Source organism: Mesocryomonas lacus (assembly GCF_055730105.2).
In genome coordinates, this window is the sequence record NZ_JBUZWF020000005.1 from 1 (window position 1) to 15,436 (window position 15,436).

Genomic DNA, 15,436 nt, shown 5'->3' on the forward strand with positions numbered 1-15,436 from the left:
ATATGCCCCCGCAGACTGTCAACAGGGTTCCCGTGATTCCGTCGCGCCGATCGGAAAAATCGTCTCAGCAGGGCGCAAACCCGAGCGTTTGGGGTGTTCTGAACATACGGGGCGCGCTCACCCACGACACCCTTCCCTGATGCGACCGGTTCTTTTCCTCATTCGCTCCCGGAAAAGCAGTCTCAATTATCTTGCAGTTTTGGATGAAGGCCGCATGACGGATACGACGCCGAGCGCCTCATCGAGCAGACGCCGATAACGTCCCGAAAACTCGAACAGTCAGTCCTGTGATCACGGAAAGCAGGAACCATTCCCTTGCAGGCGTTCATCCGCCATCGACGCTCAGCCCGCGACAAACGCTCGTTCCTGATGCGAATCTGCAGAAAGGCAGGTAAGCTTTGCATTAAATACGATGGCAGGGCTGGAGCAGGGCGTGGTCGTGGATAATCTCGTGGTGCGCTCGCGGGCCAGTAGTCCGGAGCTGTCCGAAGCGGCCATTCGGCTCGAAGATGTGATCTGGGAGCCTTTCGGGTTTCTCAGCCACACGCGGGCGCACCGGGAATTCTACGCCGACATTCTGGACGATCATGCGGACTTGCAGCTGTGTCTCGTCGATGAGACTGGCGATGAGCCCGTGGCCTTGGCCAATTGCGTTCCGTTTCATTACGCCGGCGACCTTCAAGATCTGCCGCAGGAAGGCTGGGACTGGCTCGTCGAGACCGGGTCCCGCAAATCCGTAGGGCCCGTGAACGTCCTCGGCGCCCTCGCGGTATCGGTGCCGACCGAACACCGGGGCAAGGGACATGCGCAGCGCATGATCCGTGAACTGAAGGCGATGGCGATCGCAAGGGGATATGATGCGCTTGTCGTACCCGTCCGCCCCTCGATCAAATGGCAGCATCCGCATGTGCCGATGACCGACTATGCGGCGTGGACAAACGACAAAGGCGAGGTCTTCGATCCCTGGCTGCGCAGCCATGTCGCTCAAGGCGCCAGGATTATCGGGGCCTGCGAGAGGTCGATGGTGGTCGAAGAACACGTCTCCTTCTGGGAGGCCTGGATCGGCCACCGCTTCGATGCCTCTGCATCCTATGTGCTGAAAGGGGCCCTCGCCCCCATCGAGGTCGATCTCGAACGCCAGACCGGTCTTTATCAAGAACCGAACGTCTGGGTCGGCTACGCTCTCTGACCCTTTGAGGTTTCGGCAGACAAAGCGGCAACCGTCAGTGAACGCAAAGGCGTCTTCCGGTGTCTTGAAGAACCGGCGGGCACGGCGCTCCCTTCTGGATGAGGGTTGCAAGCTCGTCCGTGCTTCCCTGGAGGACGCGCCTCTTCCACAGCGCAGGCCCGCAGCGTCCGTTTCCAGCGCTGTAGGGCCGCAACAGCGCGAAAATCGACAAGCGTTCGTCGGCAAAGGCCGCCGGTGTTGGCAAGGTCGCGAAGCGCCTGCAAGGTGAAGCCGTTCTTGCCATTCCCACTGCCGGCCTCGCCTCGGCGTGTTGCGCGCGGTTCGACATAAAACACCAAGACGTCGAGATGTTTAGCCTGCAACAATGGGCACATCACCAGCCCGCGGACTGCACCGAGCTCGGCTTCGCACGGCTTCGGGCCTCTACGGGAAAGGGACTAACTGCGCCCAACGGCCGCGACGATCCCGGTCCGCGTCAGCGCGTAGATCTGAGCCCGCGAGAGATGCCCGGCCATTCGCGCCCGCCCGATCCCTCAACTGCAGACGACACCGTTCGATGGTCTTGCACAGGCCCGAACGAAACAAGCGGCCGAGAAGACGCCGCTGGGGGGGGGGGGCAGTCGCTTTTCGCCAAGGGACGATAGAGATCAGCGCTTTACATCTGATTAGCCCCTATCAGTTAACTTGCTTACAAATCCGAGGCGTCGATGCACTCATTACCGGTCAGAAACGGCGCCACGCCCCATCGCCCCCTTCGGAGCCTCACTCTGGGCATCGGAGCGGCTATCGCGGTTTCCGGTTTCACGCTGATCGCGCTGGTCGTCTTCATTGGCCTGCGATCGAACAGTGCCGAACTCCATGCCGAACGGATGCGGATCGAAAATGCGCTGACCCAGAGCGTCGAGCGCACGCTGGAGCAGCAGAAGACGATCGCCTGGTGGGACGACGCCGTCACGAACATCTCCAACACATTCAATCTCGCCTTCGCCGACGCCAATTTCGGCTATTATTTCACCGAAACTTTCGGTCACGACGAGGTCTATATCCTCAATGATCGCGACGAGCCGATCTACGCCTTTCGCGACAGCGAGCGTGCCGATCCCGCACTCTATCTGAAGCGCCGCGGCGACCTAAAGGACATCGTCGACGTTGCCCGCGGGCGCGCCACCGCATCCGGCATCGACCGGACGGCCGCCTTCTCCGCCAAGCAGGGCCGTTACAAGTTCCTGAAAGGGGCGCTTCAGTCGGCAAGATGGAGCGCCAAGATCACGCTCATCGACGGAAAGCCGACGATCATCGCGTCGATCACCATCGTTCCAAACGTCGACCTGTCGCTGCTCCGCGGCAATCCCTTTCTGCTGGTAACCGTGAACCAGATCGACGCCGACTTCATCGACGCGGTCGGCGGCTCCCTGCTCATTCCCAAGCTCCACTTTACCGCGCGCGACCAGTCCGGCGGCGATGTCGTCTCGGAGCCGTTCGAAACCGATGACGGCCAGAGCGGCGACTATCTGACGTGGACGACGAGCCAGCCGGGACAGCCGCTTCTGACGGTCGTTCTGCCGCTCCTTCTTATCGGGGTGATCGGCATGTGGTTCCTGTCGGCAAAAATGCTGAGGCGCCTGACGTCGGCATCGTCGGAGCTTGCCGGAAACGAAGCGCGGGCGCGGCACGAAGCGGCGCACGACGCGCTCTCGGGTCTGCCGAACCGGCCGATGTTCATTGCGGAGGTCAACCACGCGGTGGCGAGCGCGGCAGCCGGAGCCAGTCGACCGGAAGGTCTGATCGTCGGCTATCTCGACATTGATCGCTTCAAGGACATCAACGATACGATGGGCCATCACGTCGGCGACGACCTGATCAAGCAGGTCGGCTTGCGCTTGCGCGGCAGTTTCGACCCGGACTGCCTGGTGGCCCGGTTCGGCGGCGACGAGTTCGCCATCCTGCATCGCTCGAGCGGTCGCGACGAGGGGGGACGACTCGGGGCCATGGTGTCGAAGGCGTTCTGTACGCCCTTCGTCGTCGACGGGATGCCAATTAACGTCACCGCTTCGCTCGGGCTGGCGGAATTTCCGCACCACGGGACATCTGCGGGCGAGCTGATGCGCCATGCCGACATCGCGCTCTATGTCGCCAAGAAGCAAGGGCGGAACCAGACCGTGTTCTTCGACCGGGAGATGGCGCTCAAGCTGGAAGAAAGCCGCCAGATCGAGATCGATCTGCGCAAAGCGCTGGAGAACGACGAGCTTGCCCTGTTCTTTCAGCCGGTCATATCGGCGCGCCGCAACAAGGTGACTGGCGTCGAGGCCTTGCTTCGCTGGACCCACCCCACAATGGGCGCCGTGCCGCCGTCCGTCTTCATTCCGATCGCCGAAGAGAGCGGCCTGATGCTGCCGCTCGGCGACTGGGTCTTGCGGGAGGCGATCCGCAAGGCCGCCCTCTGGCCCGACCTAGAGGTCGCCATCAACCTTTCGCCGGCGCAGTTCCGCCATGCCGATCTGCCGCTGATGCTGTCGGACCTTTTGCGGGAGACGAAGGTCGAGGCGGGCCGGATCACCTTCGAGATTACCGAGGGCTTGCTCCTTGATCCGTCGAGGAACACCCATTCGACGCTGGAGAAGATTCGCGAGATGGGTTTTCTGATCGCGCTGGATGATTTCGGGACCGGCTTCTCCAGCCTGAAATACCTGATCGACTTCCGCTTCGACAAATTGAAGATCGACCGTTCCTTCGTGACCGGCCTGTCGCGGACGAAGTCGGCACAGACCATCATCCGCTCGGTCGTGCAGCTCGGCCGCGCCATGGGCATGGACGTCGTGGCGGAAGGGATCGAGACCAGCTTCGAAGCATCGACGATGCAGGCTTTGGGGTGCGATTTCATGCAAGGCTATTATTTCGCGCGCGCCCTCCCCGCTGCCGACGTGGAGCCCTTCGTCACATCCTTCAACGACGGGACAAGGGCCGGGGATCTGCCGGGCAACGGTCTGGCGCTGCCGATCTCCTAGGTCAGGGCTGAAACCGTGGAAACTTCGGTGGGACGGCTGCGCTCGCCTGGTCGGTGCGTCCACACACGAAGCCACTGTCGTCAGCAACGCCCGTCAGCCGTGGACACCGACGGAGCGCCGCCTTCGATCCACCGAGACAAGGATCAGGCACGAAGGCTTTTCGCTACGTCGTCGGTCAGCGGCACCCTCGGCTGAGACCGCCATAAGGCGTGCCGGTAGCGCCCGCCGACTACCCTTCTGCGCTGAAGACAATCATGCCCTCAGCGAGGTGGCCACGTTTGCCAACAGCTCAGGCCAAGCCGCCGTCCGACACTGGGGCGACCTCCTCCTTCCTATTTGGCGGCCTCGGCATCGAAGGCCCGGTCGACGGTCCTGGACAGACCTGCCTTCCGGATGCGCTCGGTCGGGGTTTTCGGAAACTCGTCGATGAACTCGATGTATCTCGGGATCTGGAAGTAGGGCAGCTTCGGTTCGCACCATTTGACCAGGGCCGAGGCCTCGATCGAAGCGCCAGGCGCCAAGCGCACGAAGAGCTTGAGGTCATCGTCGCCGACCTCGCTCGGCACGCCAATCAAGGCGCATTCTGCGATGTCGTCATGGGTGAGGACGACGCGCTCGACCTCCCAGGCGGAGATGTTGACGCCGCGGCGGCGGACGCTGTCCTTCTTGCGGCCGGCAAAGAAGAGAAAGCCGTCGGCATCGCTGCGCGCGAGGTCCCCGGTCTGGAACCAGCCGTCCTTCACCAACGCTGCGGCTGCCGCCTCGTTTCGGTAATAGCCGCGAAAGGCGAGGCCTTCGGCCAGCGGCTTGACGATGATCTCCCCCGCCTCGCCGACCGCAACGTCCTTGCCATCGTCGTCGACGAGCCGGGTCTCATAGATCGGAAGGGCGCGCCCGCAGGAGCCGAGGCGGCCTTCCGGGTTGACGGTCACGAAGGTGGTCATCTCGGACAGGCCGTAGCCTTCGCGGAGCACCACCCCGAAACGATCCTCGAACGCTTTCCAGACCTCGACGGGACAACCGCCGCCCCAGGCGATGCGCACCTTGTGGTCCCGATCGGACGCGCTTTCCGGCTGCTTCAGGAGGATGGGAAGGACCCCGCCGAGATAATGAATATGGGTGACGTCGTACCGGCGCACCTGGTCCCAGAAACGCGAGGCGCTGAACTTCTCGACCAGCGCGAGGGTGATCGGCTCCATGATCGCGGCGATGAGGACGGCCACCCCAGCGCCGTGATGCAAAGGTTCCCACAGGAGAAACACGTCGCCGCGCTTCATCCCAGTGAGGACAATGGTGCCGAGCGGTCCGGCCCGAAGGCTCCGGTCGGTCTTGAGGACACCCTTCGGCTCCCCCGTGGTGCCGGAACTCGGCGTGATCGCGATGATGTCGTCGGTATGCGGCCGATGGGCCGGAGCGGCCTCGTGCGACGCCGCAATCAGTCCCTCGAACGAGTCCGCGCCTTCGGTTCCCCGCCAGATGGCCTGGGACACCAGAGCGTCCTTCACGATCGGCGCCAACACCTCGCTGTAGGCGATGTCCGCGATGAAGGCCTTGGGCTCGAACTGGCGGAACACGAAATCCAGCGCAGCCCCCTTCAGGTGCGTGTTCACCGGGATCCGGATCAGCCCGACCTTGGCCAAGGCAAAGATCGCGACGATGTGGTCGGGATGGCTTGGCAGCATCACGGCGACCCTGTCGCCCGGCGCAAGACCGCTGTCCAGCAATGCGTTCGCTAGGCGATTGATCCGCGCGTTGAGGGCACCGACCGTCCAGTTCTCGTCGTTGAACCGGCAATAGACATGATCGGGCGTCGTGGCAGCGCGGGTGTCCCAGAGGGACCGCAGTGTCGTGTCGGCGGCGTTTGTCATGCTGATCCTTCGGGTCTGCGTATCATGGCAATTTAAATTGCTATTCAATTACTACGATCGAACTGTAATTATTGCGCAGAAGTGTGTCAAACATTATTGGTGGGTAGAAAACGTGCATACGGGCATTGACAGTCTGCCGAAACTGCAATGTAATAATCATAATTGATATGCAATTGTACGGACCTGCCCTTCCTTGCGGCAGCGAAACCCCCGCAACACGGCCACGGAGCGAACCATGCAGAAGTCGAAGAATGCAGTTGCGGGTGCGGGGCCGATCCTGTCCCGCAGAACCCTGATCACGGCGGGAGCCGCCGGCGCGGCGCTGCTGGCAGCGCCGATGGTGATGCGACGGGCCCATGCGGAAGACCGCCGCATCGTCCTGCGCGGAAGCGGCGGCGACCTCGCCAAGGCCTATGACGAGTTCATCCTGCGCCCGTTCACACAGGAAACGGGTATCGAAGCCGTCCAGGTCACATCCGGCCAGGCCCCGATCAACATGATCAAGGGGATGGTCGACACGAAGAACTACAGCTGGGACATGGCGGAATTCGCCGTGCTGTCGACCTTGGTGCTGGGCCCGCAATACCTCGAGACGCTCAACCTCGACGGGGACTCCAACGTCGCGGCGATCCCGGCGGAGATGCGCAACCCGCTCTTCGTGCCACTCTACCTCTTCCCGAACGTGATGGGCTATCGCGAGGATGCCTTCGAGGGGCGCAAGGCGCCGGCGAGCTGGGCGGACTTCTACAATCTCGAGGAGTTTCCTGGCCGTCGCTCGCTGCGGCGCACGGCGCTCGATACGCTGGAAACCGCGCTCCTGGCCGACGGCGTGCCGCGCGACCAGCTGTATCCACTGGATGTCGACCGCGCCCTTCGCAAGCTCGATACGGTGAAATCAGCGATCGCGGTCTGGTGGGAGAACAGCCCGCAGTCGACGCAGGTCATCGCCAGCGGCGAGGTCGACATGGTGGCGACCTGGTCGCAGCGCATCCAGCCGGCCATCGCCGGCGGCGCGCCGGTCAAGATCTCCTGGAAGGACGGCTACTACAACACCGCCGGCTGGGGCGTCCTCAAGGGAACGCCGAAAGCCGACCTCTGCCGGGAGTTCATCAAGTTCTCGGTCCAGCCGGAGCGGCTGGCCGCGTGGACGCCGAAGATGGCCGTCGGGCCGGTCCACCCCAAGGCGATCGAGTTGATCCCGCCGGAGCTCGCCGCCTCACTGCCCACCAATCCCGAGATCCTGAAGCAGCTCATTCCGGTCAATGCGGCCTATTGGGCGGAAAACCGGGCAGCGCTCGAGGATCGCTTCGACGCCTGGCTGCTGTCCTGAACAAGGCGGCCGCGCCGCGCCACCGCGCTTCCTCGAGCCTCACACCGAAACGAGATCGCCATGTCGGATATCGTCCTCGATCGTACTGACCCGGCTGTCCCCGTCGTCGTCATCGACCGGCCGCGTCGCCGCAATGCCCTCGATCACGCGGCCTGGCGCGATCTCGGCACCACCTTCCGTCAGCTCGGCGGTGAGGCCGGCGTCCGGGGCGTGATCCTGACCGGTGCCGGCGGGGCGTTCTGTGCGGGCGACGACATCCTGGCCTTCGCCAGCGTCCGCGACGATCCCGCGGCGCGGTTGCGCTACTGGGACGACATCATGGCCTGTTACGCGGCGATCTCAGAGATCCGCGTTCCCGTCATCGCCGCCGTCTCGGGTCCGTGTGTCGGCGGCGGCTGCACGCTTGCCTTGCGGGCGGATTTCCGCATCGGCGACCCGACGGCACGGTTCGGCGTCCCGCCGGCCAAGCTCGGTCTCGTCTATCCCGCCGACAGCACCCGGCTGCTGATCGCCGCCGCGGGGCTGAGTGCGGCGCGGCACATGCTTTATACCGGCGCGCTGATCGATGCGCAGGCGGCCGCCGCTTGCGGCCTTGTCGCCGCCCTCGAGGAAGGCGACGTGGTTGAGGCCGCCCGCCGCTTCCTCGCGCCGATGATCGACAACGCCCCGATCTCGATCGCTGCGGCCAAGCTCGCCTGCGACGCCGCGATGGCGGGGGATTTCAACAGCATCATTCCTGAAATCGAGCGGCTCTCGCAGCTGGCCGATCGCAGCGATGACTACCGCGAAGGCGCCCGCGCCTTCGCCGAGAAGCGCAAGCCGCGATTTACCGGACAGTAGGTCGGAGATCAGTCGATCAACCGATCAGGCGGAGGAAACCGAAATGAGCGTAGTGGCCCTTGATACCCCGGCGACCAACAGTCCGCTCCGGACGGACGGCGCGCTGCCGGCGAAACTGAAGGCAGAGGGACTGAGCAAGTCCTACGGCCCGGTCGTCGCCCTCGACGAGATGTCGATCACCGTTCGCGAGGGGGAGTTCCTCAGTCTTCTCGGCCCTTCGGGATCGGGCAAGACCACCTTCCTGATGATGACCGCAGGTTTGATCACCCCGACCTCGGGCGCCCTCTGGATCAACGGAAAACTGTCGACCTATCTGCCGGTCCAGGACCGGGATATCGGCATGGTGTTCCAGAGCTACGCCCTGTTTCCCCACCTCAGCGTCTTCGAGAACGTCGCCTTCCCCTTGCGCATGCGCAAGCATTCGGAGAACGAGATCAAGGCGGCCGTCGGCTCCGCGCTCGAGATGATCCAGCTGTCGCACGTCAGCGATCGGCTGCCGCGGGCGCTGTCCGGCGGCCAGCAGCAGCGCATCGCGCTCGCACGCTGCCTCGTCTACAAGCCGTCAATCATCCTGATGGACGAGCCGCTGGGCGCGCTCGATCGCAAGCTGCGCGAGGAAATGCAGCTGGAGATCAAGCGCATTCACCGCGCGACCGGGACGACGCTGCTCTACGTCACGCACGACCAGGACGAGGCGATGACGATGTCGGATCGCATCTGCCTGATGAAAGACGGCCGGATCGAGCACCTCGGCAGTCCGGACGAGCTGTACTTTGCCCCGAAGACCGAGTTCACCGCCGATTTTCTCGGTAGCTCCAACTTCATCGATGCCGAAGTGGCGGGACGCGACGGCGAGCGCACAATCCTGTCGATCGCTGGTGGCAAGACCATCAAGGCGGTGCTCAGCCCTTCCTGCGCGGGGAAGAAGCACATCCGGGTGATGATCCGTCCCGAGCGGACGGTGCTCGGACCGGCGGCCCCCGGCAGCGACGCGAACGAGGTGTCGGGCACCGTCAGCGATTCCATTCTCGCGGGCGGCTTTTCGCGCGTCTATGTCGACGTGCCCGGGATCGGCGTCCTGGCGTCGAGCTATCTCACCGGCGCGCCGGAGCAGGCGGCAACGCCGGGGACGTCGCAGAGCCTTCATTGGCCGGTATCGGCCACCCTGACCTTCCCCGGGAAGGAGTGACGCGATGAGCCTTGCGCAACCGCCCATGGCGTCCGCCGAAATGGCCCCATCGAGTTTCTGGAAGGACAACCGGACCTGGCTCGTTCTCCTGACACCGGCCATCCTGTTTCTCTTCGCGCTGTTCTTCTATCCCGTCGGCCAGATCCTCTGGCTCAGCCTCAAGGATGGCACCGGCGCCTTCACCAGCGAGAACTACGAGAAGCTCTTTTCCTCGCCGATATATCTCCAGTCGCTCTGGATCACCTTTAAGCTCAGCTTCTGGACGACGCTGATCAGCGTGATCGGCGGCTACCCCGTTGCCTATCTCCTCGTCTCCAGCGGCGCCTCGGCGCGGCAGAAGCTGATCATTCTCGTCATGCTGCCGTTCTGGACGAGCTTTCTCGTGCGCAGCTTCGCCTGGATGGTTCTCCTGGGGCGGCAAGGCGCGATCAACGAGGCGCTGGTCTCGCTCGGGATCACCGACGTGCCGGCGACGATGATCTACAACTATACCGGCGCGCTGATCGGCATGGTGCACGCGCTGCTGCCGCTTTTCATCCTGGCCGCCGCGCCCGTCCTCGCCAAGATCGACCGCAACGTCATGAGCGCGGCCGCCACCATGGGCGCCGGCGCCTCGCAGTCGTTCTGGCGGGTCTATTTCCCGCTGTCGATGCCGGGCATCGCTGCGGGCGGCATCCTCGTTTTCGTCACGGCGCTCGGCTTCTTCATCACGCCGAGCCTCCTCGGCGGCCGGGGCGAGGCGGTGATCACCCGCATCATCATCCGCGAGGTCCAGGAAGGATTGAACTGGGGATTTGCGGCGGCCCTGTCGGTCATGCTTCTCGCGACGACGATCGCCTTCTTCATCCTGTTCGACCGGCTGGTCGGGCTGAGCACGCTGTCGGGCGACGCGCAGATCAAGGCGAAGGGCACGGGCCGTTTTTCCCGAAGCCTTCTCGGCTTCATCGCCTCCGCCGGCGAGCGTGTGGAGCGGCTCTTCCTGCGCCTCCGGCCCACTCTGGCCGATCGTCCTCGGCGCAAGATGAGCGCCGTCCTGATCTGGGCGACCGCCATCCTCGTCCTCTGCTTCCTGGTGCTGCCGATCCTCTTCGTGATCCCGGTCTCCTTCACCAAGCAGTCGTTCCTCAGCTGGCCGCCGCAGCTGTTCTCCAGCCAGTGGTATCTCCGCGTCTGGGAATCGCCGCTGTGGTTGCCGGCCGCGATCCGCTCGACGATCGTCGGCCTGGGAGCGGCGGCGCTGGCAACGGTGTTCGGCGTCGCCGCGGCGCTGGCGCTCGGCTCCGGCAACATGCGCTGGCGGCCGTTCTGGCTGATCCTCCTGATCACGCCGATGATGGTGCCACGGGTGATCCTTGCAGTCGGACTGTTCTACCTCTTCGCCCCGCTCGGTCTCGTCGGTTCGTCCTTCGCCCTGACGCTGGCCCACACGGCGCTCGCCCTTCCCTATGTCGTCGTCACCGTCATGGCGCTGCTGAAGGGCTACGACTACCGTCTGAACCATGCGGCCTGGACCCTCGGCGCCAGCCGCTGGACGACGTTCCGCAAGATCCAGCTGCCGCTGATCCAGGGCGGAATCGTCGCCGCCTTCCTGTTCGGCTTCGTCACTTCCTTCGACGACCTGACCCTCGCTCTGTTCGTGACGGCGGGCCTGACCGCGACGCTGCCGAAGGAAATGTGGGACGCCGCCACCATGCAGGTCAGCCCCGAGCTGGCGGCGGTCTCGACGATCACCCTCGGCCTGATCGTCGTCATCGTGTTGCTGGCGGAATGGCTGCGCTCCCGCTCCGCCATCAACCGGGGGATGTGAGCGATGGAGAATGCCGCAGCCAGCGTCCGCCGGGCCGACGACAACGTCTTCCGGGCGCTCGAGGCCTGCTTCCCCGAAGACGGGCGACGGGTTTTCGTGGAAGGGGCGGATGGCCGGATCGTCCGCTATGGCGACGTCGCCCCGGCGACGGCGCGCCTCGCGCGGCGGCTCCGCGATGGCGGTGTTGCGAAAGGCGACGTCGTCGCCGGGGTGCTCGACAAGTCCCCGGAGGCGATCCTGCTTTACCTCGCCGTCTCCCGTCTCGGCGCCGTCTATCTCCCCATCCACATCGGCCTGACGCCGGTCGAGATCGACTATGTCCTGACGGATGCAGCGCCCCGGATGACGGTCTGCGATCCCGCGCACGGTCCGGCGATGGAGCGTGCCGGCCGGCGTTTCCTTACCCTCGACCGGTTTGGTGAGGGTTCCCTCACCGACGGCAGCCTTTCGCTGCCAGCGGATTTCGAAACCGAAAGCGGCCTTGGCGAAGAGCCGAACGCGCTCGTCTATACCTCGGGGACGACCGGCAAGCCGAAGGGTGCGCTTCTCCCCAACGGGCTGGTGATCTGGAATGCCCTGGCGCTGGCCGAAAGCTGGGGGATCACCCCCGACGACAGGATCCTCCACGCCAACCCCATGGCCTATGGATTGTTCGGCACGACGACGCCGATGATCGCCGGCGGCGGGTCGATCATCCTGCTGCCGAAGTTCGAGGCCGAAAGCGTCATCGCAAAACTCCCGGCCGCGACAATCTTCGCGGGCGTCCCGACCTATTACTCCCGTCTCCTCGCGCATCCGGGCTTCGACGCGGCGTCTTTTGGCGGGATGCGGCTGTTCATCACCGGATCCGCCCCGATGCGGCCGGACCTGTTCCGCGACTTCGAGCGCGTGACGGGGCATCAGCTGCTCGACCGCTACGGCTCGACGGAAGCGCTGATCGTGACGAGCCATGCGGCAGGCGAAAGCCGCGCGCCGAACTCTTCCGGCCGGGCGCTTCCCGGCTCGACGGTGCGGATCGTCGACAGCGCGGGGCAGAAGGTGGACGCCGGAAAGGTCGGCTCGATCGAGATCCGGGAGCCCTTCCCCTTCCTCGGCTATCTCAACGCGCCCGAGAAGACGCGGGAGTCTTTCTCCGAGGATGGCTGGTTCATCTCGGGCGATTTCGGCAGTCTCGACCAGCGTGGGCATTTGACGGTTCTGGGCCGGGGCGCGGACCTCATCATCACCGGCGGACTGAACGTCTATCCGAAGGAAGTGGAACTCGCGATCAACCGCCTCGAAAACATCGCTGAATCGGCGGTGATCGGTGTTCCGCATCCCGATTTCGGCGAGGCGGTCGTGGGGGTCGTGCAATTGTCCGATTCCGCCGTGCGCGTCGACACGCCCCGCATGCTGCAGGATCTGAAAACCCAGATCGCCGGATACAAGGTGCCGAAGGCGATCACCATCGTCGATCAGATGCCCCGCAATGTGCTGGGGAAGATCCAGCGGACGACGCTGAAGGAGCAGTTCGCCGGACTGTTCCAGCCGGCCGATGAGCCGATCCGCCGAGCGGAAGCGCCGGCAAAGAGTTGACAGAGAGCTGGCAAAGAAGAGGGGCATTGACGGGATGTCGCGCCCGGCCCTCTGGTGATGCGACCGACAAAGGCAGAAGACGGAATGGATGCAAGTTCGGACATGACAGCGGATACACCGAGCGCCGTGAAGGAAGGACGCCCACCGTCCAAATCGTTGAGCGCCGACGGCGTCGACGAGCGCCTGTTTGTCGCCTCCGTCGCCAAGGCGCTCCTGGTTCTCGAGACCTTCAACGGCCGGGCACGCCACCTCACTCTGTCCGATATCACCACGGCGACCGGCATGGGACGGAGCGCTGCGCAGCGGTTCGTCTACACGCTCGAAGCCCTCGGCTATCTCCAGAAGAACCCGGTGACGCGCCAGTACCGGCTGGCAACGAAGGTCCTCACCTTCGCCCAGAGCCTTCTGTCCACGAACGCCGCCCTTGAAAGCGCCGCGCCCTTTCTCTCCCGGCTGGGCGAGAGCACGCACGAGACGGTGTCCTGGGTCGAACTGGATGGCGACGACATCGTCATCATCGGCAACGTGCCTTGCACGCATGTCGCGTCGGTGAACTTGCCGGTCGGGACGCGGTTTCCCGCGATATCATCGTCGTCCGGCCAGGTCATCCTCGCCGACACGTCCCTGCAGGCAGCTGCGGCGATGTGGGAGCGCGCCGATGCCGACATCCGCGAGCGGATGAAATTCAAGGACGAGGCCGGCCTCCTGGATTTCCTGCGCAAAGTCTCCGGACAGGGCTTTGCCGTCACGGAGAAGAATTTCGACCAGGGAAGCCTATCGATCTCCGCGCCCGTCTACGATTTCACCCGCAAGCCGATCGCGGCCATCAACCTGTCGACGCTGTCGTCCCGCTTCTCGCGCGATGCAGCCCGCAAGAAGCTTGCGCCGCTGGTCATGGAAGCGGCCGCCGCGGTCTCCAAGGCGAATGGATACAAGGCGGACTGACGGGCGGCGTCGGGTTGTAAGAGACGGACCAGCGGCGGCGGCGTGGAACGATGCCGCTTTGCGGCCGATCTTGGTTCCCGTGCTGGTCGTCTCTGGCCGAGATCAGGGCAGCGCAACCGCTGCGGAAATCCGCTCACCCTCCGGCGGCCGCCTAAAGGCGTTCTGAGATTCGTCTCCGATCAACGGGCGTTATCATTCCAGATTGGAATGGGCTGATGAACAGTCGTCGCTCAAACCGGGCCGCCTTCCGTCCTAGACTGCATGTGATCGAGGACCGGAGTATCTTCCCATGCCAACGCTTTCCCGTTTCACGTCCGCCGACGATATCCGCATCCGGTTTTCGAAGGCCATGTCGGACATGTACCGGACGGAGGTCCCGCAGTACGGCACGCTGATGACGCTCGTGGCGGCGGTCAACACCGACACGCGGCACGCCGACCGCGTCCTCGACCAGCGGCTCGTCGACAATGGCGAGGTCGAGCGTCTCGATCTCGAGCGCCATGGTGCCATCCGGCTCGGCACGCCTCAGGAACTCTCGACCATGCGGCGCCTGTTCGCCGTCATGGGCATGGTCCCCGTCGGCTACTACGACCTTTCCGTGGCGGGCGTGCCGGTGCACTCCACCGCCTTCCGTCCGGTCGAGGCGGAGTCGCTGCGCCGCAATCCCTTCCGGGTCTTCACCTCGCTGCTTCGCCTCGACCTCATCAAGGACGAAGCCCTCCGGGCGGAAGCCGCAGCCATTTTGGCCGAGCGTCAGATCTTCACCCCGGGCTGCCTCGGCCTCATCGACACCGCCGAGGCAAAGGGCGGCCTGACCCCAGAGGAAGCCGAACAGTTCGTGGCGGAGGCGCTCGAAACCTTCCGCTGGCACAGCGAGGCCACGGTCCCCGTCGACGTCTACCAGCGACTGCGGGCCGCGCACCCGCTGCTGGCGGATGTTGTCTGCTTCAAGGGGCCGCATATCAACCATCTGACGCCGCGAACCCTCGACATCGACGCCGTGCAGGATCGCATGCCGGCGCACGGCATCTCGCCAAAAGCCGTGATCGAGGGCCCTCCGCCCCGCCGCGTGCCGATCCTCCTGCGGCAGACGAGCTTTAAGGCCCTGGAAGAGCCGGTCGCCTTCACGGCAGGCGACGACGCGAGCCTCGCGCAGGGAACCCACACCGCCCGCTTCGGCGAGGTCGAGCAGCGCGGCATCGCCCTGACGCCGAAAGGCCGCGACCTCTACGATCGCCTGCTCGCCGAGGTCCGCGATGCGGTGCAGGTCAAGGGTGACGGCAGCAATGCCGCCGACTACATGCTGGCTCTTTCCCGGGCCTTCGAGGCTTTCCCCGACGACGAGGGGACGCTGCGCCGCGAGGAGCTCGCCTTCTTCCGCTACCTCCCCACCGGCAAGCCGGGTGTCCCGAGAGATCGCGACACCGAAACGCTGATCGCCGAGGGTTTTCTCACGGCAGAACCGATTACCTACGAGGATTTCCTGCCGGTGAGCGCTGCCGGCATCTTCCAGTCCAACCTCGGCGACGAGTCCCAGCGCAATTTTGCAGCGCAGGCCAACCGGGCCGCCTTCATCGACGACCTCGGCGCGTCGGTCGCCGACGAGACCACGCTCTATGCCGAGATGGAAGCCCGTTCCCGGGACAGCGCGCTTGCCAGCCTGGAACAGAAAATCCGCGCGTGACGCG

At 64.6% G+C, this 15,436-nt stretch carries 10 protein-coding genes; 9 read left to right on the plus strand and 1 reads right to left on the minus strand.

The features are described 5' to 3' along the window. The first annotated feature begins 412 nt into the window (after positions 1 to 412). Complete coding sequence (locus ACZLZQ_RS17235; protein ID WP_472950414.1) at positions 413 to 1,189, plus strand: GNAT family N-acetyltransferase; 777 nt, start codon at positions 413 to 415, stop codon at positions 1,187 to 1,189. A 707-nt stretch (positions 1,190 to 1,896) separates the two neighbouring features. Continuing rightward, the gene (locus ACZLZQ_RS17240) at positions 1,897 to 4,194 is read left to right on the plus strand and encodes a putative bifunctional diguanylate cyclase/phosphodiesterase (protein ID WP_472950415.1); all 2,298 of its coding nucleotides are present in this window, start codon (positions 1,897 to 1,899) and stop codon (positions 4,192 to 4,194) included. Positions 4,195 to 4,526: 332 nt separating this feature from the next. On the opposite strand, the gene ACZLZQ_RS17245 is transcribed toward ACZLZQ_RS17240, so the two are convergent. Beyond that, complete coding sequence (locus ACZLZQ_RS17245; protein WP_472950416.1) at positions 4,527 to 6,062, minus strand: AMP-binding protein; 1,536 nt, start codon at positions 6,060 to 6,062, stop codon at positions 4,527 to 4,529. Between the two features lie 235 nt (positions 6,063 to 6,297). On the opposite strand from ACZLZQ_RS17245, the gene ACZLZQ_RS17250 reads away from it, so the two are divergent. The 7 genes from ACZLZQ_RS17250 to hglS all read left to right on the plus strand — a co-directional run bounded on the left by ACZLZQ_RS17250 (position 6,298) and on the right by hglS (position 15,432). Beyond that, positions 6,298 to 7,392: an ABC transporter substrate-binding protein gene (locus ACZLZQ_RS17250; RefSeq protein ID WP_472950417.1), complete on the plus strand. Its 1,095-nt coding sequence runs from the start codon at positions 6,298 to 6,300 to the stop codon at positions 7,390 to 7,392. 60 nt (positions 7,393 to 7,452) lie between these two features. Continuing rightward, the gene (locus ACZLZQ_RS17255; protein WP_472950418.1) at positions 7,453 to 8,232 is read left to right on the plus strand and encodes an enoyl-CoA hydratase/isomerase family protein; all 780 of its coding nucleotides are present in this window, start codon (positions 7,453 to 7,455) and stop codon (positions 8,230 to 8,232) included. A 43-nt stretch (positions 8,233 to 8,275) separates the two neighbouring features. Then, on the plus strand, positions 8,276 to 9,421 hold the full coding sequence (locus ACZLZQ_RS17260; protein ID WP_472950419.1) for an ABC transporter ATP-binding protein: 1,146 nt from the start codon (positions 8,276 to 8,278) through the stop codon (positions 9,419 to 9,421). A gap of 4 nt (positions 9,422 to 9,425) precedes the next feature. After that, complete coding sequence (locus ACZLZQ_RS17265) at positions 9,426 to 11,228, plus strand: ABC transporter permease subunit (protein ID WP_472950420.1); 1,803 nt, start codon at positions 9,426 to 9,428, stop codon at positions 11,226 to 11,228. 3 nt (positions 11,229 to 11,231) lie between these two features. After that, on the plus strand, positions 11,232 to 12,803 hold the full coding sequence (locus ACZLZQ_RS17270; protein WP_472950421.1) for an AMP-binding protein: 1,572 nt from the start codon (positions 11,232 to 11,234) through the stop codon (positions 12,801 to 12,803). Between the two features lie 102 nt (positions 12,804 to 12,905). After that, the gene (locus ACZLZQ_RS17275; RefSeq protein WP_472936227.1) at positions 12,906 to 13,748 is read left to right on the plus strand and encodes an IclR family transcriptional regulator; all 843 of its coding nucleotides are present in this window, start codon (positions 12,906 to 12,908) and stop codon (positions 13,746 to 13,748) included. 289 nt (positions 13,749 to 14,037) lie between these two features. After that, a complete protein-coding gene (gene hglS, locus ACZLZQ_RS17280) occupies positions 14,038 to 15,432 on the plus strand; it encodes a 2-oxoadipate dioxygenase/decarboxylase HglS (RefSeq protein ID WP_472950422.1) in 1,395 nt (464 codons plus the stop codon). Positions 15,433 to 15,436 lie beyond the last annotated feature (4 nt).

What these genes read in the sequence shown, in the direction of transcription:
- ACZLZQ_RS17250 (WP_472950417.1), top strand. Translation starts at nt 6,298, where the DNA reads ATGCAGAAGTCGAAGAATGCAGTTGCGGGTGCGGGGCCGATCCTGTCC.
- ACZLZQ_RS17260 (WP_472950419.1), top strand. Translation starts at nt 8,276, where the DNA reads ATGAGCGTAGTGGCCCTTGATACCCCGGCGACCAACAGTCCGCTCCGG.
- ACZLZQ_RS17265 (WP_472950420.1), top strand. Translation starts at nt 9,426, where the DNA reads ATGAGCCTTGCGCAACCGCCCATGGCGTCCGCCGAAATGGCCCCATCG.
- ACZLZQ_RS17235 (WP_472950414.1), top strand. Translation starts at nt 413, where the DNA reads ATGGCAGGGCTGGAGCAGGGCGTGGTCGTGGATAATCTCGTGGTGCGC.
- ACZLZQ_RS17270 (WP_472950421.1), top strand. Translation starts at nt 11,232, where the DNA reads ATGGAGAATGCCGCAGCCAGCGTCCGCCGGGCCGACGACAACGTCTTC.
- ACZLZQ_RS17255 (WP_472950418.1), top strand. Translation starts at nt 7,453, where the DNA reads ATGTCGGATATCGTCCTCGATCGTACTGACCCGGCTGTCCCCGTCGTC.
- hglS (WP_472950422.1), top strand. Translation starts at nt 14,038, where the DNA reads ATGCCAACGCTTTCCCGTTTCACGTCCGCCGACGATATCCGCATCCGG.
- ACZLZQ_RS17240 (WP_472950415.1), top strand. Translation starts at nt 1,897, where the DNA reads ATGCACTCATTACCGGTCAGAAACGGCGCCACGCCCCATCGCCCCCTT.
- ACZLZQ_RS17275 (WP_472936227.1), top strand. Translation starts at nt 12,906, where the DNA reads ATGACAGCGGATACACCGAGCGCCGTGAAGGAAGGACGCCCACCGTCC.
- ACZLZQ_RS17245 (WP_472950416.1), bottom strand. Translation starts at nt 6,062, where the DNA reads ATGACAAACGCCGCCGACACGACACTGCGGTCCCTCTGGGACACCCGC.